Origin of the sequence: Dickeya zeae NCPPB 2538 (assembly GCF_000406165.1) — a bacterium.
GTDB classification, from domain to species: Bacteria; Pseudomonadota; Gammaproteobacteria; order Enterobacterales; family Enterobacteriaceae; genus Dickeya; species Dickeya zeae.
Window position 1 is genome coordinate 3,723,887 of the sequence record NZ_CM001977.1, and the last position, 23,955, is coordinate 3,747,841.

The 23,955-nt window shown below is 55.9% G+C and carries 22 protein-coding genes; 13 read left to right on the forward strand and 9 right to left on the reverse strand.

From position 1 onward, the window contains the following. Window positions 1–103: 103 nt before the first annotated feature. Genes DZE2538_RS16325 through DZE2538_RS16335 form a run of 3 tightly spaced genes read left to right on the forward strand, consistent with a single transcriptional unit; the run spans window position 104 to window position 2,865 of the window. Entirely contained in the window at window positions 104–1,411 is a 1,308-nt protein-coding gene (locus DZE2538_RS16325) for an ABC transporter substrate-binding protein (protein WP_023640724.1), read from the forward strand. A 30-nt stretch (window positions 1,412–1,441) separates the two neighbouring features. After that, on the forward strand, window positions 1,442–1,975 hold the full coding sequence (locus tag DZE2538_RS16330; RefSeq protein ID WP_236616972.1) for a glucosamine kinase: 534 nt from the start codon (window positions 1,442–1,444) through the stop codon (window positions 1,973–1,975). After that, a complete protein-coding gene (locus DZE2538_RS16335; RefSeq protein WP_038916806.1) occupies window positions 1,972–2,865 on the forward strand; it encodes a glucosamine kinase nucleotide-binding domain-containing protein in 894 nt (297 codons plus the stop codon). Before DZE2538_RS16330 ends, DZE2538_RS16335 begins: the two co-directional genes overlap by 4 nt. A gap of 47 nt (window positions 2,866–2,912) precedes the next feature. Here the strand turns inward: DZE2538_RS16335 and DZE2538_RS16340 are convergent, their stop codons facing one another. Both DZE2538_RS16340 and DZE2538_RS16345 read right to left on the reverse strand, forming a co-directional pair. Continuing rightward, window positions 2,913–3,674, reverse strand: coding sequence for a molybdate ABC transporter permease subunit (locus DZE2538_RS16340; protein ID WP_038916807.1), 762 nt, complete (start codon window positions 3,672–3,674; stop codon window positions 2,913–2,915). A gap of 6 nt (window positions 3,675–3,680) precedes the next feature. Then, a complete protein-coding gene (locus tag DZE2538_RS16345; RefSeq protein WP_019843427.1) occupies window positions 3,681–4,616 on the reverse strand; it encodes an extracellular solute-binding protein in 936 nt (311 codons plus the stop codon). 398 nt (window positions 4,617–5,014) lie between these two features. On the opposite strand from DZE2538_RS16345, the gene DZE2538_RS16350 reads away from it, so the two are divergent. The 4 genes from DZE2538_RS16350 (at window position 5,015) to DZE2538_RS16365 (ending at window position 8,323) form a co-directional block, all read left to right on the forward strand. Further along, a complete protein-coding gene (locus tag DZE2538_RS16350) occupies window positions 5,015–5,716 on the forward strand; it encodes a metal ABC transporter ATP-binding protein (RefSeq protein ID WP_023640729.1) in 702 nt (233 codons plus the stop codon). Beyond that, entirely contained in the window at window positions 5,713–6,567 is an 855-nt protein-coding gene (locus tag DZE2538_RS16355) for a metal ABC transporter permease (protein WP_016940557.1), read from the forward strand. The genes DZE2538_RS16350 and DZE2538_RS16355 overlap by 4 nt, the downstream gene beginning before the upstream one ends. A 41-nt stretch (window positions 6,568–6,608) precedes the next feature. Beyond that, complete coding sequence (locus DZE2538_RS16360; protein WP_038916808.1) at window positions 6,609–7,487, forward strand: metal ABC transporter substrate-binding protein; 879 nt, start codon at window positions 6,609–6,611, stop codon at window positions 7,485–7,487. Between the two features lie 269 nt (window positions 7,488–7,756). After that, window positions 7,757–8,323 (forward strand): LOG family protein, encoded by a 567-nt coding sequence (locus DZE2538_RS16365; protein WP_038916809.1) that lies wholly within the window; start codon window positions 7,757–7,759, stop codon window positions 8,321–8,323. A gap of 46 nt (window positions 8,324–8,369) precedes the next feature. Here DZE2538_RS16365 and DZE2538_RS16370 read toward each other — a convergent pair whose 3' ends face one another. The 4 genes from DZE2538_RS16370 to dtnK all read right to left on the reverse strand — a co-directional run bounded on the left by DZE2538_RS16370 (window position 8,370) and on the right by dtnK (window position 12,186). Beyond that, window positions 8,370–8,867 carry a VOC family protein gene (locus DZE2538_RS16370; RefSeq protein ID WP_038914610.1) on the reverse strand — a complete coding sequence of 166 codons (498 nt, stop codon included), beginning with the start codon at window positions 8,865–8,867 and terminating at the stop codon, window positions 8,370–8,372. Between the two features lie 206 nt (window positions 8,868–9,073). Next, window positions 9,074–9,898 carry a DeoR/GlpR family DNA-binding transcription regulator gene (locus tag DZE2538_RS16375; RefSeq protein ID WP_016940560.1) on the reverse strand — a complete coding sequence of 275 codons (825 nt, stop codon included), beginning with the start codon at window positions 9,896–9,898 and terminating at the stop codon, window positions 9,074–9,076. A 28-nt stretch (window positions 9,899–9,926) separates the two neighbouring features. Beyond that, window positions 9,927–10,907 carry a D-threonate 4-phosphate dehydrogenase gene (locus DZE2538_RS16380; protein WP_038914611.1) on the reverse strand — a complete coding sequence of 327 codons (981 nt, stop codon included), beginning with the start codon at window positions 10,905–10,907 and terminating at the stop codon, window positions 9,927–9,929. Beyond that, window positions 10,900–12,186 carry a D-threonate kinase gene (gene dtnK / locus DZE2538_RS16385; protein ID WP_038916810.1) on the reverse strand — a complete coding sequence of 429 codons (1,287 nt, stop codon included), beginning with the start codon at window positions 12,184–12,186 and terminating at the stop codon, window positions 10,900–10,902. Before dtnK ends, DZE2538_RS16380 begins: the two co-directional genes overlap by 8 nt. Before the next feature lie 215 nt (window positions 12,187–12,401). Here dtnK and DZE2538_RS16390 point away from each other — a divergent pair, with 215 nt between their 5' ends. The 6 genes from DZE2538_RS16390 to DZE2538_RS16415 all read left to right on the forward strand — a co-directional run bounded on the left by DZE2538_RS16390 (window position 12,402) and on the right by DZE2538_RS16415 (window position 18,443). Then, window positions 12,402–13,538, forward strand: a complete 1,137-nt coding sequence (locus DZE2538_RS16390) for an iron-containing alcohol dehydrogenase (RefSeq protein ID WP_038916811.1) — start codon at window positions 12,402–12,404, stop codon at window positions 13,536–13,538. A 138-nt stretch (window positions 13,539–13,676) separates the two neighbouring features. Next, on the forward strand, window positions 13,677–14,561 hold the full coding sequence (locus DZE2538_RS16395) for a dihydrodipicolinate synthase family protein (protein ID WP_038916812.1): 885 nt from the start codon (window positions 13,677–13,679) through the stop codon (window positions 14,559–14,561). Between the two features lie 37 nt (window positions 14,562–14,598). Beyond that, window positions 14,599–16,020: a sodium:solute symporter family protein gene (locus DZE2538_RS16400; protein ID WP_023640742.1), complete on the forward strand. Its 1,422-nt coding sequence runs from the start codon at window positions 14,599–14,601 to the stop codon at window positions 16,018–16,020. Window positions 16,021–16,026: 6 nt separating this feature from the next. Further along, the gene (locus DZE2538_RS16405) at window positions 16,027–17,211 is read left to right on the forward strand and encodes a sialidase family protein (RefSeq protein ID WP_019843418.1); all 1,185 of its coding nucleotides are present in this window, start codon (window positions 16,027–16,029) and stop codon (window positions 17,209–17,211) included. A gap of 69 nt (window positions 17,212–17,280) precedes the next feature. Then, entirely contained in the window at window positions 17,281–17,754 is a 474-nt protein-coding gene (locus tag DZE2538_RS16410) for a NanQ anomerase/TabA/YiaL family protein (RefSeq protein WP_012886131.1), read from the forward strand. Between the two features lie 5 nt (window positions 17,755–17,759). Continuing rightward, a complete protein-coding gene (locus DZE2538_RS16415; RefSeq protein ID WP_038914614.1) occupies window positions 17,760–18,443 on the forward strand; it encodes an SDR family NAD(P)-dependent oxidoreductase in 684 nt (227 codons plus the stop codon). Between the two features lie 130 nt (window positions 18,444–18,573). Here DZE2538_RS16415 and DZE2538_RS16420 read toward each other — a convergent pair whose 3' ends face one another. The 3 genes from DZE2538_RS16420 to acnB form a co-directional block, all read right to left on the reverse strand. Beyond that, a complete protein-coding gene (locus DZE2538_RS16420; protein WP_038916813.1) occupies window positions 18,574–20,217 on the reverse strand; it encodes a methyl-accepting chemotaxis protein in 1,644 nt (547 codons plus the stop codon). Between the two features lie 576 nt (window positions 20,218–20,793). Further along, the gene (yacL, locus tag DZE2538_RS16425; protein ID WP_019843414.1) at window positions 20,794–21,156 is read right to left on the reverse strand and encodes a protein YacL; all 363 of its coding nucleotides are present in this window, start codon (window positions 21,154–21,156) and stop codon (window positions 20,794–20,796) included. Between the two features lie 100 nt (window positions 21,157–21,256). Further along, window positions 21,257–23,854, reverse strand: a complete 2,598-nt coding sequence (gene acnB / locus DZE2538_RS16430; protein WP_023640747.1) for a bifunctional aconitate hydratase 2/2-methylisocitrate dehydratase — start codon at window positions 23,852–23,854, stop codon at window positions 21,257–21,259. Window positions 23,855–23,955: the final 101 nt, after the last annotated feature.

Below are 23,955 nucleotides of genomic sequence, written 5' to 3' on the forward strand. Positions count from 1 at the left end.
CTAGGGTCGTCGAAATAAACCTGGAATCATCGGTCAATAATGCCAATGCACCTGCAACCTGACCCATGACGGGTCAGCTATTTATAATGGGTGGGAGAGAATGATGAATCGCTATCAGCACGCACTGTTATTTTCCTTCATGACGCTGGGTGCCATTGCCAGCAGCCATGCCTTCGCTGAAAAAACACAGATTACCTTTTTATACAGCGACGACGACCCGGAACTGGTCCATTTCATGGAACAGAAAGTGAAGACGTTTTCACAACATAACGATCATATTGACGTGAATTTTGTCAGCACCGGTTATAACGCGCTGCAAACCCAGTTGCCGATGCAACTGGCCGCCGGTCTGGGGCCGGATATCGCCAAAACCACCCAGATGGGCCTGCTCTCCTACACCCTCGACCTGCGCCCTTATCTGGCGGACCCAGCCGGATTTGAAAAACGCTACGGTGCTGGTATTGAAAAAATCATGCGTATCAAAGGGGTGCACAAAGACAACGCCCTGCCGGGTTTTGTCGCCTCCTGGACGGCCGACTTACCGTTCGTTAACGTGACGCTGTTCCAGCAAGCCGGTGTGCCACTGCCGCAACCGGGTTACACCATGGAACAACTGATGCAGGCCTCAAAACAGGTCGCGGCCAAAACCGGTGTCACCATTCCTTTTACCATTGACCGCAGTGGCTTTCGTTTCTCCGGCCCGGCGTATTCCTACGGTACCCGTTACGACAAAGATGGCCTGATTAACTTCCCCGACGCGGCCGCACAGGCGTGGATCAAAGACCTGAAACGCTGGTCAGACGAAGGGATTTTCCCGCGTGAAATGTGGGGAGCGGCAGGCGGTGGACAATACAAGAGCATGGCGGACGACTTTGTGAACGGCAACATCGTCACCTATTTCTCCGGCAACTGGCAGTTAAACCAGTTCAGCAAGCAAATCGGCAACGGCTTCGACTGGAAAATGCTCCCTGCCCCCTGCAAGGAAAAATGTATTTCAATGGGCGGTGCCACCTTTATTATGCCGTTCAAAACCAGCAAGCATCCGAAAGAAGTGGCGGAATTCATGGAGTGGCTGGGTAGCGATGCCATTCAGCGTGAAATCGCCGAGCGCTTTAATATTATCGTCGGTGCCGATATTCCCGACCTGCACTATCAGACCAAGGATCAGCACGTGATCGACGGTCTGAATACCGCACGTGCCGAAATCGCCAAAATCCCGGCGTATGTCTTCGACTGGGAAAAAATGGAAAGTCTGGGCGGCAATGAACTTTACCCGATTATCCTCACCCGCTTTACGCAGTACCTAAACAATCAGGTTTCGTACGACGAGTATCTGCGCCTGACGGAAAACGACGTGAAACGGCTTAACCAGACGATTGCCGCCAACCGGCAGCAACAGAAAGCACAGTAACGGTATGACACATCCACTCCACTGGTTCCGTTGCCGCTCAATGGTGACGTCCCGTTTGACTGGCAGACGGAATACACGTTCTGCCAGCAACGGTGGCCGGATGAAGACCGCTTTCTGGTTGTCACCGGCACCTTCACCCGGCTGCTATGCTGGCGGCAGGGTCGGTTGCAGCACTATGGCGGCAACCTGTTTCCCGTGGGCGACCCGGCCAGTCAGGCGCGGCTTGGGTTGTGGGGCGTACAAGCCATGCTGCAAGCCGTCGAGGGCATGACACCGCTCACCCCGCTGGTCAATACCTTGTTTGCCCGTTTCAATCACCAGATTGAGCAGGTTGTCGAGTGGTCAAAGCAGGCCCAGGCCAGTGACTACGCCACGCTGGCGGTCGATATCCTCGCCCACCCTGCCGACCCGCTGGCCGTAGCGCTATTACAACGCTGTGCCCACGAACTGGCGCTACTGTTACGCTTGCCAAACATCGCAGAACACGCGCCGGAGCAAATCTGCTTTAGCGGTGCGCTTGCCTCGGCGTGTCTGCCTTACCTGAGCCAGGAGGCCCGTTCATGACCGCCACACCGTATACCGGGGAAGCACTTTATGCCGGTGTTGACGGCGGCGGCACCGGTTGTCGGGCGCGCATTTATCGGGCTGACGGCACGCCACTCGGACAGGGTGTCGGCGGTCGCGCCAATCTGTTACTGGGCGTGGAAACGGTACGTCACGCGGTGGATGAGGCGTTGTTGCAGGCGCTGGAGCACAGCGGACTACCGTCGCAGGATCGCGCGCGTTTACACGTCGGCCTGGCGCTGGCCGGTGCCGAACATCGCCGCGCTTATCAGGCATTTCTGGCACTGCCTTCTCCTGATGCCGCACAGATACTCAATACCGATGCGCTGGGTGCCTGTCTGGCGGTGAACCGGGGGAACGACGCCGGGGTCGTGATCGCCGGAACCGGCTCTTGTGGTTTGGCCTGGCATCAACGCACCATCACCGCCTACGGCGGCCATGAGTTTCCGATTTCCGATCAGGGTAGCGGCGCGCGTCTCGGGCTTGCGGCCCTGCAACACCTGTGGGGTGTCAGACAAGGCTGGGCTACGCCATCGGCGTTAAGTCAGCAACAGACGCTGCCGTTTGATAACGACGCGGACGCAGCGACCTGGCTGAATCAAGCCAGGCCGGGTGACTACGCCCGTTTTGCCCGGCCGGTGTTTGACTGCGCCCGTCAGGGCGATGCGCTGTCAATCAGCCTGCTGCAACAGACCGCCCGCGAGGTGGAAGGGTTGCTGGCCGCCGTGGCGACCCATGATCTGCCCCGCCTGTCGCTAATGGGCAGCATCGGGTTGCATATTCGCCCCTGGCTGACGGAAAGCTGGCAACAGCGGCTGTCGCCACCTGATGGCGATGCACTGGACGGCGCACGGCTGATTGCACTGCACGGCTACGCACTCTATACCTGATGCATTCGTGATGCCTGATGCCAGTTCTGGCACTACAATACCACCGGTTACACCGGTATATCTCGCGCCTGACGCTGGTTTGCCCAGCGCAGGCACAGCAACGGCAGCGGCAACGTCATCGCCAGCAACAGCCACACCAACGCATACACCGCATCGACCCCGTCGTTTTGCAGGTTGATGTACAGCTTCACCGGAATACCCTGCGGAAAATAAGCGAAAATCATCACGATACCGAATTCGCCCATCGCCCGAACCCAGGCAATCGCAACCGCGGCCGCCAGACCAGAGGCGGCCTGCGGCATGGTCAGGTAAATCAGGCGTTGCCAGGCGTTCGCCCCCAAAATACGCCCGGCCTCGTCCACCGAGGGCGGTATGTTGGCAAAAGCGGAACGGGCGGCAGTAATGAAATACGGCAAAGCGCCGTATACCTGTGCGACCACGAACGCAGCCGGATTATTGACCAACGCCAGCCCTACGCGGGATAACAGCACGCCGATAGGGCTGTACGGCCCGTATACCGAGACCAGCAGAATCCCCATCGCCAGCGGCGGCGTTAGCAGCGGGATCATCACCAACAGCTCCACCAGCCAGCGACGGCGAGAACGGCTCGCACGTGCCAGCCAGAGCGCCACCGGTAACCCCAGCACGATAACCAACGCTATCGCCAGCAAACCGAGGCCAACGGAAACAGCGATAGCATCGCCATCGCCCCATGCCAGTTGAAAATGATGCCAGGGAGTAATGCCGAGCAGCGTGACAAACGGTACCGCCAACAGCAGCAAAGCGGGTATCGCCAGCCAGAACGTCATCGTCGGCTATTTCGCGGCGTAAAGCGCCGTCCCTTTCGGTACGTCATAGCCGTTCTGGTGAAATAGCGCCTGCCCCTGCGGGCTTAACATGAAGTTGACGAATTGTCGGGCCTGCGGCGCATCGGGTGCGTTCTTCAGCACCGCGGCGTAAAACACCAATGGCTGAGTGTGCAATACCTGATCCTTGCCAGCACTGTCTTTGATGGTGAAACTCACGGTGTCGTACCACTGTTTTGACATCGCCGGGTTACTGAGGTTGATTTCATCAGGCAGTGTCACGTATGGCAGTTTGGCGGAGCGTACCGCGCTTTCATAACCGGAGGTGGCGTCGATCTGGCCTGACTCCAGCCGGGTCAGCAATCCCCCTTCCATAAAGACCTGCGCCGGGTTCTGTACCTCACCGAGCGCTTTTTTCGCCGCCTCTGGCTGGTGGTAATACTTCTCGGCCAGCAGCATGGTGAACACGATATTCTGCCCCTGCGGGTCGTTATACGGGTCGGTACGGCCAAATTTTAGCGATGTATCCTGCAACACCGCCAGCCAGTCGCTGTTGTGGGCCTTATCCGAGGCGGCCAGTCTGGCAGCGAACGGGCTTTTCGGGTTATAGGCAATCACCATGCGGGTACTGGCAACCGGTATCGCCTCGTCAATCAGCCCGGCCTCTTTCAGGATCTGCATCGGCCCCGGCGTGATAGACACGAACACATCTGCCACCACCTTCTTACTGGCCAGCAGACGCGCCATACCATATGCGCCTTGCCCCTGCCCTTGATAGGTCAGATGCTGTTGTTGGGCAAACGTCGGCCCCAGCGCCTTGTCCATTACCACGCCCATCGACCCGGCGTAGGTTAGCTGAATTTTATCCTGCGCCTGTGCTGCCTGACCTGCCAACAATGTCGCCACCAGCACGGCGACGCACGAGTACGTTATCCGGTTGCTCACACTCACTCCATTCGTTATATAAAAAAATGCACAACGAGAATCCTCCTGAATATGGCAAATTGAAAAAATAAAATGCGACAAAATATGTAATCCCGCAGAGTCACTCACCCACCTTGTCGCGACAGGCAAAAGAGGAGCGAGCAGCGACATCCCCCACTCAAACGCTGATCTGAGACCTTCCTCGGCTGTACACGCCTCATCCCCTGCCGCCGCAGAGGCCCTGACACATTTTCTTACCTCTCATCGACTGGCATAAAACCGTTATGTTATATTATAACGATTCTGATGGAGGATACTGTGACCAGTCTTTACGCTTTTTCCGCTGTGGCCCGGCTGGGTATCGCCGGTGTGTTGCTGGTGCTGTTATGGGGTTTGATTTCCTGGGCGGTGGCACTGGCATGATCGCATTACATTCACTGACATTTGGTTATTCGGGCCAGCCCCCGCTGGGTACGCTGGACGGATGCTTTGACAGCGGCTCGCTGACCGCCATTATCGGCGCGAACGGCGCAGGCAAATCCACCTTGCTTAAAACACTGGCCGGTCTATTGCCACCACTGGGCGGTCATTTCTGTATGGCACCGCAGGCGCGACGCCAGTTAGGTTACCTGCCCCAACTGACTGAATTTGATCGCCAGTTTCCACTGAGCGTTAACGACCTGGTGTTGATGGGGTGTGTCCCGCATTGCGGGATGTTCGGCCGTATTTCCGGTGCGTGGCGAAAAAAAGCCACCGACGCGCTGGATACCGTCGGCATGGCGGAATTCGCACCGGCGCACATCGGCACGCTTTCAGGCGGCCAGTTACAGCGCGTACTGTTTGCCCGACTGCTGGTGATGCAGTCGCCGGTTATTCTGCTGGATGAACCCTTTACCGGTATCGACGCTCAGACTACCCGCACCCTGCTGGCCGTTATCCGACAACTGCATCAGGAAGGACGCACCATTCTGGCGGTGTTACATGACCTGGAACAAGTGGAAGCCCACTTTCCCCGCGTACTGATGCTCAGTGCGGAAGGCCCCCGGTGGGGCGAGAGTCCCGATGTACTGCATACCCCCACGGCCGTGGCCACGCCGCCGCAACTGAGGCTGGTGCCATGACGTTACTGCATCTGTTGACCGAGCCATTTGGTGATTTCGGTTTTATGCGTCGGGCGCTGGTGGGTTGTCTGGCGCTGACCCTGAGTGCCGCGCCGCTCGGCTGTTTTTTACTGCTGCGCCGTATGAGCCTGATCGGTGATGCGCTGTCCCACGCGGTGTTACCGGGGGTGGCGATCGGCTACCTGATATCGGGCATGTCGCTGGTCGCTATGGGGGTCGGCGGTTTCATCGCCGGGCTGGCGGTGGCCATGTTGTCTGGCGTGGTTAGCCGCCATACCGAACTGAAAGAAGACGCCAGTTTCGCCGGGTTTTACCTTGGTTCGTTGGCACTGGGCGTCACGCTGGTATCGCTACGCGGCTCCAGTGTCGACCTGTTGCATGTGCTGTTCGGCTCGATTCTGGCTATCGATGCCAGTGCGCTTATCACCATCGGCACCATCAGTTCCTGTTCGGTGCTGGTACTGGCGTTGATCTACCGGGCGCTGGTGATCGAGTCGTTTGACGTCACCTTTCTGAAAATTCTGTCACGCCGGTCGCGGGCGCTGATCCACGGTCTGTTTTTGTCGCTGGTGGTGCTCAATCTGGTGGCGGGCTTCCAGTTACTCGGCACGCTGATGGCCGTCGGCATGATGATGCTACCGGCCGCCTGCGCCCGCTTCTGGAGTCAACGTCTGCCCATCATGCTGCTGACGGCGGTGGGCATTGGTGCCTGTGCCAGCCTGGTGGGGTTGACCTGGTCTTATTACGCTGACTTGCCCGCTGGCCCGGCAGTCATTCTTACTACCACGCTATTTTTCTGCTTTTCGGTACTGTTTGGTTCTAATGGCGGCATGTTGCGCACACGTCGCTGACACATCATGGTTTTGCATGGCAACGAGATGAAGGGGAAAAGATGAAACGTTCCATTTTGGTTATGACACTGTCCAGCCTGTTACTGAGTCCACTGGCAATGGCGAAAGAATTGAATGTGGTGGCAAGTTTCTCGGTACTGGGCGATATGGTCAGCCAGATTGGCGGCCAATACGTCCACGTCACCGATCTGGTGCAACCGAATGGTGACCCGCATGAATTCGAACCGTCGCCAAAAGACAGCAAAACCCTGTCACAGGCGGACGTCGTCTTTGTCAGCGGACTGGGGCTGGAAGGCTGGCTGGACCGTCTGGTAAAAGCCTCGGGCTACAAAGGTGAGGTCATTACCGCGTCCAACGGCATCAAAACATTGAAAATGGAAGAAGACGGGAAAACCATCACCGATCCGCACGCCTGGAACAGCATGAAAAACGGTATCGTCTATGCCCACAACATCGTCAGTGCCCTGGTCAAAGCGGACCCGGAACACGCCGACGATTACCGTAAACAGGGCGACAGCTACATCCAGCAGTTGCAACAACTGGATAATTACGCCACCCAGACGTTTGCCGCCATCCCGAAAGAGAAACGTAAAGTGCTGACCAGCCATGATGCGTTTGGCTATTTCGCTGCCGCCTACGGGGTGCGTTTCCTGTCGCCGGTGGGCTACTCCACCGAGTCGGAAGCCAGCAGTAAAACCGTGGCTACACTGATCAATCAGATCAAGAAAGAGCACGTGAAACTGTACTTTATCGAGAACCAGACCGACCCACGTCTGGTGAAACAAATCGCCGATGCCAGTGGCGCACAGCCGGGTGGCGAGCTTTACCCGGAAGCGCTGACCGACAGCAACGGCCCCGCCGCCACCTACACGGCAGCGTTCAAACACAATGTCGATACCATCGCGGCTGGCATGAAGTAAGCGAGTAAGTCGTCATCAGGTTGCCCGGTATCGCCGGGCAACCCGTAACGAGCCCCTTGTCACCACACCACGCCAGCGCCTCACTCACTATCTGCTTATTATCCAATCTGCTTATCCAATCTGATTATCGTCCGATAGCCCCTCCTACCGGTTTCGATTATGCTGATAGCGCGATAACGTTCCGGTTCATCGTGCGAAGGCATACCCCACTCGCTCCCGCCGTCATCTGACAGACAGCATCGATCAACTCAGGCCACAGAAGGAATACTATGTTGAAGTTCGGCGTATTTTGCGGTTCAGCTCCCGGTAACAACGCGATTTATCAGCAACAGACGCAATCCCTTATCCGCTATCTGGTCAGCCAGAACGCCGGCATTGTCTACGGTGGTGGAAAGGTGGGCCTGATGGGACTGGTGGCGGATACCGCACTGGCCTGTGGCGGTCAGGTAACCGGGGTTATCCCTAAGCATTTGGTGAATAAAGAACTGGCACACCCGACGCTCACTGAACTGGTTATCACCGAAGACATGCATGAGCGCAAAGCGAAAATGGCTGAACTGGCGGATGTGTTCATCGCGTTGCCGGGCGGTGCCGGTACGCTGGAAGAAATTATCGAACAGTGGACCTGGGCGCAGTTGGGCTTGCATCACAAAGCCTGCATCCTGTTCAACGTCAACGGCTACTATGATGGCTTTATCGATTTTGTCGCCCGCACCGTGCGCGATGGCTTCATGAAGCAGGATTACCTCGACATGCTGATCGTCTCAGACAGCCCCGAAGCGGTGCTGGACAAAGCGCTGTCTTATCAGCCGCCCAAAGCCAAATGGGATCAATAAGCGGCACATAGGCTGAGATGCCTCAGCCTATGCCCGTCATATCCGGTTAGCCAAAACGCGCCAGTTCTTTGTCGAAATCCAGTGGCTGAATTCCCCTGGCGTTACGATCCGCCTGCGTCAGTTGATCCGCAGGAATAAACCAGGTGACTTCAAACAGCAGGCCGTCCGGATCGTGGCCGTATACGCTTTTATGCACGCCATGGTCTTCCTCCAGCCCCAACCGTCCTTCTTGCGCCAGCCGGTCACGAATCCGCTTGAGTTCATGCAACGTATCCACCTCCCAGGCCAAATGGTACAAACCCGCCGGTGGCTCATGTTCGCCAGGTTGCTCGCCGCGAGCGCGAAACACGCCAGCCCGCTGCTGACCGAGATTTTTGGCGAACAGTGCCAGGTCATGATCGTTATCCGATTCCGCCGCCTGGGTAAATACGGCCTGACTGCCGCCCGGCTTGGGGCGAAACCCTAACGTATCACGGTAGAATGCGGTGCTTTTCTCCACGTCGGACACATACAACACCGCGTGATTCAGGCGGGTAATCCCCATCGTCATCTCCTTAGTTGCCTGCTGGTATAAACACCTATCCTGACACACGATGACAGCGGGACATATGCCGATTTCCGGCAACCAAAGTCGCCGGGCGCATGAGCCGAAAAGCATCGAAACGCGAAGGCATACACAAGAAAAAGGCGTAAAGAGAAAGGTATGAAGAAGAAAGTATGAAGAAAAAAGAGCGACAGGAAAGCCGCCATTCAGCGGCTTTCTACACTCACCAGTTGCAGCATAAAGGGTTGACCTCGTAACTGACGCTCCACGTCTGGCGACAGGCCGCTGTCCGTGATGATATCGGTCAGTTCATTCAACGCAGACACGCAAAACAGTGAGTAAGCGCCGTATTTGCTGCTGTCGGCCAGCAACACCCGACGGCTGGCGTTCATACCCAGATCCTGTTTGATGCCCGCTTTTTCTTCCGTGGGGGTGGTGATGCCTTTCTCCAGGCTCCACGAGTTACAGCTGATAAAGGCAATATCCGGATAGACGCTGCGCAACAAACGACGACCGTGCTCGCCGATGCAGGACTGGCTGCTATCGTCGATACGCCCACCGATGATCGTCACTTCTATCTGCTTGAACTCAGAGAGAAACAGCGCTATCTGCAAATCGGCGGTGATCACCCGCAGCGGCAGATGCGTCAGGTTGCGTGCCAGTTCCAGCATGGTAGTACCGGCATCCAACACCACCGCATTTCCCGGTTGTACCAGTGTCGCCGCCCGCCGGGCGATGGCCTGCTTTTCCGCCAGGCTGCGCTGCAGCTTTTCATTGGTCGTCGGCTGAGAAGGGATGAAACGGTTGAGCGTCACCCCGCCGTGGCTACGGCTGATGACGCCCTGCTCGTCGAGCTTGATCAAATCGCGGCGAATGGTCGCCGGGGACGCATCAATGACCGTCACAAGTTCATCCACCGTCACCAGATTATGGCTTTTCAGATAATCCAGAATCTGATCAAGACGGCTTTGTCCTCTCACTCGCTCTCCATTTACGCGTAACGTATCAGTCAATGTTGCACCCCACGACATCTTCAACAGGCTCCATACCGCGATTATATCAGGCCAGTTGCATCGCCAGTTTGATGGAGATCGCCATGCTGTCAGACTTCGCTTTACCTGTCCAGGCGATATCAAACGCGGTACCGTGGTCCGCCGAGGTGCGGATAAACGGTAACCCGGCGGTGATATTCACTCCATCATAAAAGCCCAGCAGCTTAAGTGGAATATGCCCCTGATCGTGGTACATCGCCACCACCATGTCATATTGCCCTTCGTATGCCTGCAGGTACACCGTATCCGGCGGGCACGGGCCGTAGGCGTCGATACCTTTGGCTTTCATCGCCTCGATAGACGGGCCGACAATAGTAATCTCTTCATCACCAAACAAGCCGTTTTCACCCGCATGTGGGTTCACCCCGGCAACCGCAATGCGCGGCGACTGATAGCCCACACGTTTGAGGAAGGTATCCGCCATCGCAATCACGGTTTCAACCCGATCGCGGTTAAGCGTATCCAGGAATTTACGCAACGCAATATGGGTCGTAACATGAATCACTTTCAGTTTGTCGGTGTACAACACCATCGCGTAGTCACGGCTGTGGGTCAGCTTCGCCAGCAATTCAGTGTGCCCCGGATAGAGGTGACCGGCGGAGTGCAGCGCCTCTTTGTTGAGCGGCGCAGTAGCAATCGCATGGACTTCGCCCGCCATCGCCAGCTCGGTGGCGCGTTTCACGCAACGGTAGGCCAGATCGCCCGCCTGCGCCTGCACCACGCCTTGCTTGAGGCCCTGCGGGTCAGCCAGCGGCTCGTTGATCACGTTGATAACGCCGGGAGCGAAACGTGCGTCGGCAGGCCGTTCGATTTCGTTGAGTTCGACCTGTGGCACAACGCCTAACGCCAGAATACGGCGCAGCGTCTGTACGCAGCCCACCACCACCGCTGGTGCACCGGACAGTTCGCCTTCGGCCAACGACTTGATGATGATTTCCGGGCCGATGCCCGCCGGGTCACCCATAGTTACCGCAATAATTTTACTCACACACGCTCTCCTCAATAAAACGCAATACATTCAGCAGGGTGGCCTCATCGCCAAACCCGCCCGCTTTCGTCATGACGGGAATATCGCCTACCAGGCTGTCGAGCAAACGTCCCCAGGGGACGCAGGAAGCAATCTGTCCTTTGATATGAAATCCGCTGGCCTGTAACGCGGTCGCGGCCGCAATGGCGATATCCCCGCCGGATAAATAGAGCCCGCCCGGTCGCTGACGCTGCACGATACGCCGCGTCAGTTCACCCAGTTGGCGACTGATGGTCTCCCCCAGTTGCTGACGACTCATGCCGTAGCGCTGGCACAGACTGTCCACCTCAAATCGCTGATTATCGTCACGGCAGGTGCGCAGCACACAGTGCTGTCCTGTGGCCAACACGGCCGCCGCCTGCTGACTGATGTGCACCAGCAAACCGTCATCCATCGTCAGTAACCCGGCGATATCAACATCGATTAACCGCACATTGGGTCGTTGACCGGCCGCCTTAATCTGCAATTGAGCAATTTCACTCATCGAACCAATCACCGCCAGCAACGACCGGCACGGTGCCGGGAACGACAGATGCTGCGCCAGCGCCTCACTCAGCCCGGCAGACCCGACCAGCAGCGGTTTTTCTGCCAATTGGGCGGCAGCCGCAACAATACGGTCGAGATCCTGTTGACTCTCTGCATCCAGCACCACCAGCCGCACACCGCTATCACTGAGCTGTTGCAGTCGAGCCGCCAGATTGCCGCCACGCACCTCGTCCAGCGACAACGCTGCCTGAGCCAATTGGGTTTGCTCCGCCAGTCGTTTACCGATGGATGCCGAACGTACCGGCGTTTTCGGGTCGCTGGCGAATTCGGTATCCGTCAGCAACACGCCATGTACCCACACCTGCCCGTCACGGGTAATGCGCCCCAGCGTCGGCGCGGCAGGCGCAATCAATGCCAGCGACAGATCCGCCGCATTCAGTGCCGCGTCTATTTCTGCGCCAGGGTTACCACGCAGGGTCGAATCCATCTTTTTAACGATCCAACCGCGCGCGCCGGTTTTACGCCACAACGCCACCGCCTGTGCGGTCCGCTCCGCCGCCACAGAAGCCGTGACAGCACGGCTGTCAGTGTTCACCACCAGCGCGTCATCTGTCTGTCCGGTATGGATAGCCGTGACGTCAAACATCACATTCACCCGCGCGCCCTGCAGCGCCAAACCGACGCCCGCATCGTTCGCACCAGTGAAGTCATCCGCCACCACCATGATTTGGGTGAAATCACGCCCGTCCGGCATACCCACTCTCCATCAGTTCGATTACCTGAAAATGATTATATTGAATCATGATTGATTATATGTGAGCAACATCAAATTATTAAAAACCAATTTCACCTATAAATTACCCCACACAATGCGAGTAAAACGATTTTTTTCCATCACAGCATAGAAATATGATTGAAAAAAATCAGACCTATCCAGCTGAAGTCACAGCAAAAAGACAAGGTACCAGTATGAATATCAACAGCACCCTCATCAGCGGTTATCAGGCACTCCAGGATCTGGGCTACCTCCTGCGCGGCAGGCAGCACGTACTGTTGGTGACGGACAAGAACATCGTGGGACTGGCCGGGGTTCAGACTCTGATCGCACAACTGAAGGACAGCGTGCCGCACCTTTCCCTGATTGATAACGTGCCAGCCGAACCCAGCCAGCACGATGTGGCGGCAGTCTTGCAACAATTGCCTGCCACCCAGCCTGATCTGGTGATCGGTGTCGGGGGCGGTAGCGTACTGGACGTTGCCAAACTGCTGTCGCTGCTGTGCGCCGGCGAAGAAGGCATCACGCTCAATAGCCTGCTGGAAGGTCGCAAACCGACACGGCGCACCACCTCGTTGCTGATCCCAACAACAGCAGGCACCGGTTCCGAAGCCACGCCAAACGCCATTCTGGCCATTCCGGAAAAAGAAACCAAAGTCGGGATCATCACCCCGGTAATGCTGCCGGATTATGTGGCGCTGATACCTGAACTGACCACCAGCATGCCAGCGCACATTGCTGCCTCAACCGGCATTGATGCGCTCTGTCACCTGATCGAATGCTTTACCGCCACCATCGCCAACCCGGTGGCCGACAACTATGCCTTAATCGGCATGAAGAAACTGTTCGCCAACATCGAAACCGCGGTGAACGAACCTTCTAATCTGGAAGCGCGCCTGAACATGCTGTGGGCGTCCTATTACGGCGGTGCGTCTATCGCCCACTCCGGCACTCATCTGGTCCACGCCATGTCTTACCCGCTGGGCGGCAAGTACCACATTCCTCATGGGGTAGCGAACGCCATTCTGCTGGCACCGTGCATGCGCTTCGTCCAGCACGCGGCGGCGGAAAAATTCGCGCAGGCTTATGACCTGCTGCCAGACGCCGACCTGTCGCTTTCCACTGAACAGAAAGCCGCCGCACTGGTGGATTACTTCACCGCGCTGGTGAAACGACTGAATCTGCCGTCGTCGCTGCAACAGTTGGGTATTAGCCCGGATCACCTGCCGTATCTGGTGGAATCCGCCTTGCAGGTACAGCGACTGATGAAGAATGTCCCGACTACCGTGACGGCGCAGGATGTCCACGCCATTTATTCAACGCTGTTTTAACGAACAACCTAACCTGTTGTTTTAAAAAATTTATAAGTGAGTGCATCAACCGTATCCGTTTTAACGACATCCGTATTTAACGACAACCGTTCTAAAAACGTCGCTCTGGATAATGAAAAAGACCGAGGAACAATAACGATGACTAAAGCGATTACAGGCGTACTGACGGCGATCGTCACGCCTTTTGACCATCAGGGGGAATTCAGCCCCACCGCCATGCGCCAGCAGGTTCAACGCCAGATGCGCTATGGCAACGGAATTTTCTGTAACGGCACCAACGGTGAATTCTTTGTGCTTCACACCGATGAGAAAGTGGCCGTCACCGAAACCTGCGTGGACGAAGCCGCCGGAAAAGTACCGGTTGTGGCACACATCGGTGAAATCTCTACCCGTGAAACCATCAAGCTCGGCAAGCGCATCGCCGCACTGGGCGTGGATGCCGTTTCCGTCATCACGCCGTATTTCGTACCGCTCAAACAAAGCGAACTGATAGACCACTACCGCGCGGTGGCGGACGCACTGCCGGTACCGGTGTTCATGTACAACATTCCGGCCCGTACCGGCAATACGCTGCAACCGGAAACGGTGCGCGTGCTGGCCGAGCACCCGAACATTATTGGCATCAAGGACAGCGCCGGTAGTTACGAAAGCCTGAGCGGTTTCCTGAAAGCCGTGAAAGATATGCCGAACTGCGACGTGCTCAATGGCCCGGATTCGCTGATTCATCAGGGGTTTGTCGACGGTTGCTCCGCCTGTATTTCCGGCCTGGCCAACGTCGCGCCACAGGCCATCAGCGAAATCTGGCACCGCTTCCATGCTGGCGATATTGACGGTTCCCGTCAGGCGCAGGAGCAGGTGAGTGAACTGCGTAAAACGCTGTACGCGGTAGCGTTCTCACCTGCGGTGGTGAAAAAAGCGCTGGTACTGATGGGGCAGGACGTCGGGGTGAGCCGCTACCCGATTGCGTTCTCAGCACAAGACGAAGAGACAATTCGCACCATTATTAAACCGTTCTCACAGTGAATGAGAACCTACCCTTACTCGTACAGGATCGAAAACCATGAACCATTTTGATCTGACAGACACACTTATCATCGTCGGGATAATTGTCGTCTACATTGCCCTTACCTCCTTGCTGACCCTGCGCCTGCGCAGTAACTCCAACTCGGAGTTCATGGAAGGCTCACGCGCACTGCCGGCCTTCATCGTCGGTATCCTGCTGATGACCGAATTTATCGGTGCCAAATCAACCGTCGGTACCTCACAGGCCGCCTTTGAGAGTGGTATCGCGGCCTCCTGGTCGGTGATTGGCGCGGCTATCGGCTTCCTGCTGTTTGGCATGATTCTGGTGAAGAAGATCTATAACACCGGGAAAATCACCATTTCCGGTGCTATCGCCGAACGTTATGGCAACACCACCAAGAACATTATCTCCATCATCATGATCTACGCGCTGTTGCTGGTTAACGTAGGTAACTACGTCAGCGGCGCCGCGGCTATCTCCACCGTGCTGAAAGTCAGCCTGCCGGTGGCGGCACTCATCACCGCTATCGTCAGTACCTTCTATTTCTACTTCGGTGGCATCAAAGGCGTTGCCTACGTCACACTGATCCACAGCGGCATGAAATACATCGGGGTGATGGTCATTCTGTTCGTGGCACTGAAAATGACCGGCGGCATCACGCCGATGGTCGAGAAGATGCCAGAATTCTACTGGACCTGGGACGGCAATATCGGTGCCAGCACCATTGGCGCATGGCTTATCGGTACCATCGGCTCCATTTTCTGTACCCAGTTTGTGATTCAGGCTATCGCGTCCACCAAAGATGAGAAATCCGCCAAACGGGCGACCTGGATTGCGTTCCTGTTCTGTATGCCGATCGCCATCGCGATTGCCATCATCGGTGTCGCCGCCAAATTCGTACACCCGGAAATCAAGAGCCTGTATGCGTTGCCCATCTTCCTGCAGGACATGAATCCGTGGCTGGCAGGGCTCGTCACCACCTCGCTGGTCGCCTCCATCTTTATCAGCGTGAGTACGGTTGCACTGGCGATTGCCTCGCTGATCGTAAAAGATTTCTACGTGCCGTACTGCAAACCGACACCGGAAAAAGAATTCAAGATGACCCGCGTGTTCTCGCTGATCATCGGCTTCCTGCCGTTGGTATTCGTGCTGCTGGTGCCGGAAGTACTGAAACTGTCGTTCTTTACCCGTGCCATTCGCCTGTCGATTTCCGTGGTGGCGATGGTCGCCTTCTACCTGCCGTTCTTTAGCAGTTCGCGTGGCGTCAACGCCGGCCTGATTCTGTCCTGTGTCGTCACCTCAGTCTGGTACATCATGGGTAACCCGTTCGGCATCGACAACATGTACATTGCACTGGCAACACCGGCTGTGGTGATGGCGATTGACCGTCTGATCCCCAACAAAGCCGCCAAAGCCGGACAGAAAGTTGAACCATCCGTACCTCATTCTGGAGCCTAAGTAGTCATGACGACCGAAACGACCGAAACCATTACCATCGAACGCGACGGCCTGGTCCGCCCGGCTGACGCTGACAACCAACGTCTTGACGCGTACATTCCGTCAGAATGTCCGCAGAACCATGCGTCTAACCTGCTGCATCTGCCTAACGGCGATGTGCTGTGCGTCTGGTTCGGCGGCACCCAGGAAGGGGTGTCTGACATCTCGATTTACCTGTCACGACTGGTCAACGGGAGCAACCAATGGACGCCTGCCGTCAAACTCTCCGACGACCCGACCCGTTCCGAACAGAACCCGGTGCTGTTTCTGGCACCGGACGGCATACTGTGGTTACTGTACACCGCGCAGAAATCTGGCAATCAGGATACCGCCATCGTGCGTTATCGCCAGTCACAGGATCAGGGCTACACCTGGGGTGAAATTGGCGTACTGCTGGAACAACCCGGCACCTTTATCCGCCAGCCGATTACCGTGCTGCCCAACGGCGACTGGTTGCTGCCGGTGTTCTACTGCCGCATCCAGCCGGGTGAAAAATGGGTCGGCAACGATGATATCAGCGCGGTGAAAATCTCCAGCGATCGCGGGCAAACCTGGCGTGAGTCGGTGGTGCCGAACAGCACCGGCTGCGTACACATGAACATCACCCTGCTCAAAGACGGCACCTTACTGGCGCTGTTCCGTAGCCGCTGGGCCGATTTCATCTACCGCAGCCACTCGACCGACGGCGGGGAAACCTGGTCGGAGCCAGAGGCGACAGACCTGCCAAACAACAACTCGTCGATTCAGGTGACCACACTGGACAACGGCCACCTGGCGCTGGTGTTCAACGCCATGAATGCCGACGGCGCAACCGAACGTCGCCTGTCGTTGTATGACGAAATCGAAGACGAAGAAGAGAGCGATGCCAAAATGCCGGAAATCGCCACCGGACGTAGCGCCTTCTGGGGCGCGCCACGTGCGCCGATGACGCTGGCGATTTCTGAAGACGGTGGGAAAACCTGGCCGTGGCAGCGCAATCTGGAAGTGGGTGACGGTTACTGCATGACCAATAACTCGACGGATAAACGTAACCGCGAGTTCTCCTACCCCAGCATTAAACAGGGGCCAGACGGCAAACTGCACATCGCGTTTACCTACTTCCGCCAGGCGATTAAATACGTCTGCGTCAGCGAAGAGTGGGTCAAAGGTTAACCCGGTCTCCCCTCCCTCTTACAGGGAGGGGCTTTCGCCGTTTCCCGTCTACTTGCTAAGGAACCACTTATGATCGCAGGTAATCTGAATCATCTGTCACTGGCCACCTTGCCCGAACCACTGTGGCGCATTCTTTCCGGCTTCACGCTTGCGCAGCTAAACGCGCTGCCGGAAGGGAAATACCAGCCGGATAACGTGGACTGGTTCTATTCTATCGGCACGGTATCCACCGCACCGAAAGCCGAACGTCATACCGAATTCCATCGCCGTTTTCTCGATATTCAACTAATTCTGGCAGGGGAAGAGATCATCGGCTACGACCTGAACGACGCCAGTGATCGCGCCGCCACCGAACGCAAACCGGACCTGTTTATTCTGGAACAGTCGCAGGTACCGCACGCCATTCGACTGGCCGCCGGGGATTTCGTCACCTTCTATCCGGGTGAGCCCCATCAGGCGCTGTGCGCCATCAACGACCAGCCAGCCCCAGTGAAAAAAGCGGTGTTTAAGATACCGGTTGAACAACTGAACACACAGGGGTAAAGCGTATGTCAGCACAGAAACAGGCGGTGATTACCGGTAGCAGCTCCGGTATCGGTGCCGCCATTACCGCCACCTTGCTGGCGGCAGGCTGGAAAGTCATCGGTCTGTCACGTCAACCGGGCGCGCATCAGCACCCGAATTTCAGGCATTGTCCACTGGATATCACCGATACGCCTGCGCTCTGTGCCCTGCTGGACAGCCTGCCCGCTGTCGACGCAGTGATCCACGCCGCCGGGGTGATGAAAGCGGCGACACTGGGCACCTTGTCCTACGCCGACAGCGAGCAGTTGTGGAAGCTGCATATTCAGGTGGCGGAAGTGCTAGCCGACAGACTGGTGAACAAACTGCCGCAAGGCGGGCGCATCATCCTGCTGGGTAGCCGGACCTCCAGTGGTGCTGCCGGACGTAGCCAGTACGTCGCCACCAAATCGGCGATGATCGGCATGGTGCGAAGCTGGGCGGCCGAACTGGCCCCACGCGGCATCACGGTGAATATCGTGGCACCGGGAGCCACCGAAACACCGATGCTCAACCAGCCGGGAAGACAAAGTTCACCGCCGAAACTGCCGCCCATTGGCCGGTTTATTCAACCGCAGGAAGTGGCCGATCTGGTGGCATACCTATTGTCCCCCGCCGCAGCCGCCATCACCGGACAACAACTGGTTATATGCGGCGGTGCCTCGTTATAACGCCGTTACGCCAGTCAGTGCTAACCCGGCCACACCGCGCTACGCCGTGTGGCCGGGAGCTCAGGCCGATTCACTCAGCCATTCATCCATTCATCCATTCATCCATTCATCCATTCATCCATTCAAGCATTCAACGGCTGGCGACGCTCAATGCCAGTCGCGGCGTTTTGCTGATCATCATTGAATCAACAGTCATCGCGCTGGCGGTCATCGAATCGGCAATCGTAAAGCGACTGACGGACTGCTTCAGTTCCTGCGAATGCGTTTCCAGATAGGCGGTATCTGTCGTGGTTTGCTCAACCATCGCAGCATTCTGTTGCGTTGTGCGCTCCATCTCAGCCAGCGACCGGGCAATTTCCTGCGTTGCGATGGACTGCTCCGCCGAGGTATCCGCAATCTTCCTGATAAACTCGCTCGACAAATCAACCGCCTGATTAATTTTCTGCATCACTTCAGAGGCCTGGCTGATTTCACTGTAGCCCTCGCCAATTTTCTCGGATGATGCATCGATCAGGTGCTTTATCTGATGCGCCGATGCCGTGGTTTTCTGCGACAGGGTGCGAATTTCAGCCGCCACCACCGAGAAACCGCGCCCTACTTCCCCCGCTCGCGCCGCCTCTACCGCCGCATTAATCGCCAGAATATTGGTCTGGAAGGCGATATCCTCGATCACTTTGGTGATAGACGAAATGCTGTCCGAATGCCGCTTGATGTTCTCCATCGTATCCACGATTTTACTCACCAGCTGATTACCCTGATGCGTTTCGCTGGCCGCATTTTCAGATAACTGACTGGCCTGTCTGGCGCTGGCGGCATTGTCTTTCACCGACTCGGACACCTGCCCCATCGCTGCCGAAGTTTGCTGCAACGCCGACACCTGCATATCGGTACGCTGCGACAACGCTACGCTGCTTTTGCTGATATTTTCACTGGCAACCGTCACCCCTTCAGCATGCGTCGACACATTAGCGACAATATTAATTAATGACTGGCGCATGGTTTCAATCGCTGCCATGACACTGTGTTGCTGCTTATCATTAATGAGGGTTTTCTCGGTTAAATTACCGGAGGCAATCGCACGGGTCATCGTCAGTAATACAGCCGGTTCGGCACCCAGTGCCTGAAAAATGCGGCGGCGGGTCGCAAACATCGCCAGCGCCCCCAGTAATAGGGCGACGATTAAAACAATCGGCATTGCCACGCTAAAATACCTTGCTGTTTCTCTGGCGGTATGCGTCAACTGATTATTCTGTTCCGCCTCATAATTAATAAACGCATTCACATCCGCCAGCCACTGTACAAATGCACCGCGACCTTCACTCAGCAAGAGAGTACGCGCAGCGTCGATATTGCCCGCATTTTGCAATGCAATTAATCGGGCAATGATTGCGCTGGTCTTATTATTCGAATTTTGTATATTTTGGTATAAGGTTTTTTCGTGACCAGATATCGCCAACTGGTTCAACATCGCGTCGAGCTTCACATCCGACTGTTGGTAAATATCCGCCAGTTTATTGATATTATTGATAATCACTGAAAGCTCTTGCTTGTCGGCAATCAATAAGTCCCGAACAGCAATCGAGCGGTCGTGAACACTACCACGCAAATTCACCGCATAGAATTGCTTAACGCTATTTTCATCATTCACTTCGGTTAATATATTGCTGATGTGGCGAATGGTTATCAAACCTGAAATACCCAATACTACACTGACTAATATAGGAATAATAAAACCCACTACAATTTGTCGTTTTACCGTCATGGTATTTTTCATGTGTCCCCCGATGCCAACTTAACTATATATACCTTTCATACTTCAAGTTGTAGGTGTGTTGACTGCAACTCGAATTATTTGGGGTATAGAATCTATGCCAATAAATATTATCGACGCAGCTCATGTAAATCTGGGTAGCGTAAACGAAACCCACACACACCAATTCGTGCGGATGCCGAACACTGCCCAACGCCAAAATGGCAAATAAAATAACCTGTCTGGATAAGTGGTTACTGTCTGTTTTAGTGACTGCCGTATTTGTGTTTCATACTAAGTCAAACTGGCATCATAATCGATAGGGAAAAGCATCGGCTCGCACTATTAATACAATTGGAGACAATTGCTATATATCCGTCATATTTCAGGTTACAGAGCCTACGTCGGTTTTCAATGTGGGTTTTTAATATGGCTTTTCAACGTTGCTTGTCAGCATAACCTTTCAACATCGATAAGCGATGGGTACCGTGGTCCTGGCGAACAATTGGGGGAATGCGAATACAAACACACAAGCAGCGTCCCTGCCTCTGAGGCATGCAGTATGGCGTGAAATACATCATTCGTTATCGACCGTCAACATCACCCCTTGTCGACAAACGTCCGGTATTTCTCCAGCAATTCCAGAAAGTCCTCCAGACCGCAGAGCGACAGGCTTTCTTCATCGTAATAACTCATGCCCTCTTCCAGCTCGTCGGTTTCAAACGCCAGTTGGTTAGCGCGCACCATCACCTCTTCACTGTCCAGCAGCAGCGTGTATTCATGACCGGCTCGTTCCCACTGGCGCTCGCTGCCGGAAAGTTCACGCACCGCCGCCTCCACTTCATCCAACACGGCCTGCTGACCCTTAACTTCCTCATTAAGCCAGTGCCCTACTGCTTCATGGCCCATCGACATCCGGACCACCACCTGCCCGGTGACATCACGCAAAAACTCATAATCCATGATCGTTCTCCTCTGCCTGATTCGCTATCGCGTGCCACAACAGTAAAAAAAGGGAGACCTTTCGGCCTCCCTTCCTGTTATTACAATAAACTATAGCGGTTTATACAGCAGTCTGGAAGATCACCTTATCCGCTTTGTTGGTGTACTGCTGCAACTGGTCAAAATTCAGATAACGGTAAGTGTCGTCTGCGGTTTTGTCCACCTGCGCCATATACTGCTGGTACTCATCCGGTGTCGGAATACGACCCAGCAGCGCCGCTATCGCCGCCAGCTCTGCCGAGGCCAGATAGACATTGGCCCCCGTGCCCAGACGGTTCGGGAAGTTACGGGTAGAGGTCGACACCACCGTCGAACCGTCTGCCACACGCGCCTGGTTACCCATGCACAGTGAACAGCCCGGGATTTCGACGCGTGCACCACTCTTACCGAAGACGCTGTAATAGCCTTCCTCGGTCAACTGTGCAGCGTCCATACGGGTCGGCGGAGCCACCCACAGACGAGTCGGCAATGACCCTTTATTCTGATCCAACAGTTTACCGGCAGCACGGAAGTGGCCGATGTTGGTCATACAAGAACCGATAAACACTTCATCGATTTTGTCGCCCTGCACGGTGGACAGCAGACGCGCATCATCCGGATCGTTCGGCGCACACAGGATCGGCTCTTTGATCTCGTTCAGATCGATGTCGATAACCGCGGCATATTCTGCATCGGCATCGGCTTCCAGCAACTGCGGATCCGCCAGCCATTTTTCCATGCCCTGAATACGGCGTTCCAGCGTGCGGCGATCACCATAACCTTCGGCAATCATCCACTTGAGCAGAACGATGTTGGAGTTCAGGTACTCGATGATCGGCTCTTTGTTGAGCTTAATGGTACAGCCCGCTGCCGAGCGCTCTGCCGAGGCATCAGTCAGTTCGAATGCCTGCTCGACTTTCAGATCCGGCAACCCTTCGATTTCCAGAATGCGACCGGAGAAGATGTTTTTCTTACCTTTCTTCTCAACGGTCAGCAGCCCCTGCTGGATAGCGTAATACGGGATCGCATGGACCAGATCACGCAGGGTAATCCCCGGCTGCATCTGACCTTTGAAACGCACCAGCACTGATTCCGGCATATCCAGCGGCATCACACCGGTCGCAGCGGCAAACGCCACCAGACCAGAGCCTGCCGGGAAGGAGATACCAATCGGGAAACGGGTGTGAGAGTCACCGCCGGTGCCGACGGTATCCGGCAACAGCATGCGGTTTAACCAGGAGTGGATAACACCATCACCCGGGCGCAGCGACACGCCGCCACGGTTCATGATGAAGTCCGGCAGGGTGTGGTGAGTATTCACGTCAACCGGCTTCGGATAGGCCGCCGTGTGACAGAAAGACTGCATCACCAGATCAGCCGAGAAGCCCAGACAAGCCAGGTCTTTCAGTTCGTCACGGGTCATCGGCCCGGTCGTATCCTGAGAGCCCACCGAGGTCATCTTCGGTTCGCAGTAAGCGCCCGGACGAATACCGGCTACACCGCAGGCACGGCCAACCATCTTCTGCGCCAGCGAGAAGCCACGACTGCTCGCCGCCACATCTTTAGCATGACGGAATACGTCGCTGTGCGGCAAACCAAGCGATTCACGCGCTTTGCTGGTCAGACCGCGACCAATGATCAGCGGAATACGACCGCCCGCACGAACTTCGTCCAGCAGCACATCGGTTTTCAGTTCAAAGCTGGCCAGCAGCTCATTGCTATCGTGATGACGGATTTCACCCTTGTACGGATAAACATCAATCACATCACCCATGTTCAGCTTGGTGACGTCGACCTCAATCGGCAGTGCCCCAGCATCTTCCATGGTGTTGAAGAAAATCGGCGCAATCTTGCCACCCAGCACCACGCCACCGCTACGCTTGTTCGGCACGTTCGGGATATCGTCACCCATGAACCACAGCACCGAGTTGGTGGCGGATTTACGGGAAGAACCGGTACCGACGACGTCGCCGACATACGCCAACGGGAAGCCTTTCTTGTTCAGTGCTTCGATTTGCTTGATTGGGCCGACCGCACCCGGCTGATCCGGCTCGATGCCATCACGGGCATTTTTCAACATGGCCAGCGCATGCAGCGGAATATCCGGGCGTGACCAAGCGTCCTGCGCCGGAGACAAATCATCGGTATTGGTTTCACCAGTGACCTTGAATACCGTCACGGTAATTTTTTCCGCCAGTTGCGGACGGGACAGGAACCACTCGGCTTCAGCCCAGGATTTGACAACCTGCTGCGCGTGGGCATTGCCAGCTTTGGCTTTTTCTTCCACGTCGTAGAAATTATCGAACATCAGCAGGGTGTGGGATAGGGCTTTGGCGGCAACCGGTGCCAGGGCGGGGTTATCCAGCGCATCGATCAACGGATGAATATTGTAGCCGCCTTGCATGGTACCCAGCAGCTCAGTCGCTTTTTCCGGGGTAACCAAGGGAGAAACCGTCTCACCTTTGGTGATGGCAGCCAGGAAACCGGCTTTGACGTAGGCCGCCTCATCAACACCCGGCGGAACACGATTGACTAACAGGTCGACTAAAAACTCTTCTTCTCCGGCGGGGGGGGTTTTCAGCAATTCCACCAGTGCCGCCATTTGCGAAGCCTCTAGCGGTTTGGGGACGATCCCTTGTGCAGCCCGCTCGGCTACGTGCTTGCGATAATCTTCTAGCACGACGTTCTCCTCGCTCTCATTGTCTAATTATGCCTGGCGCTCAGTTCCAGCTTTAGGCTGATTGTCAGCGTATGGATAGGTAAGGTCAGAGTGCCCGGTCC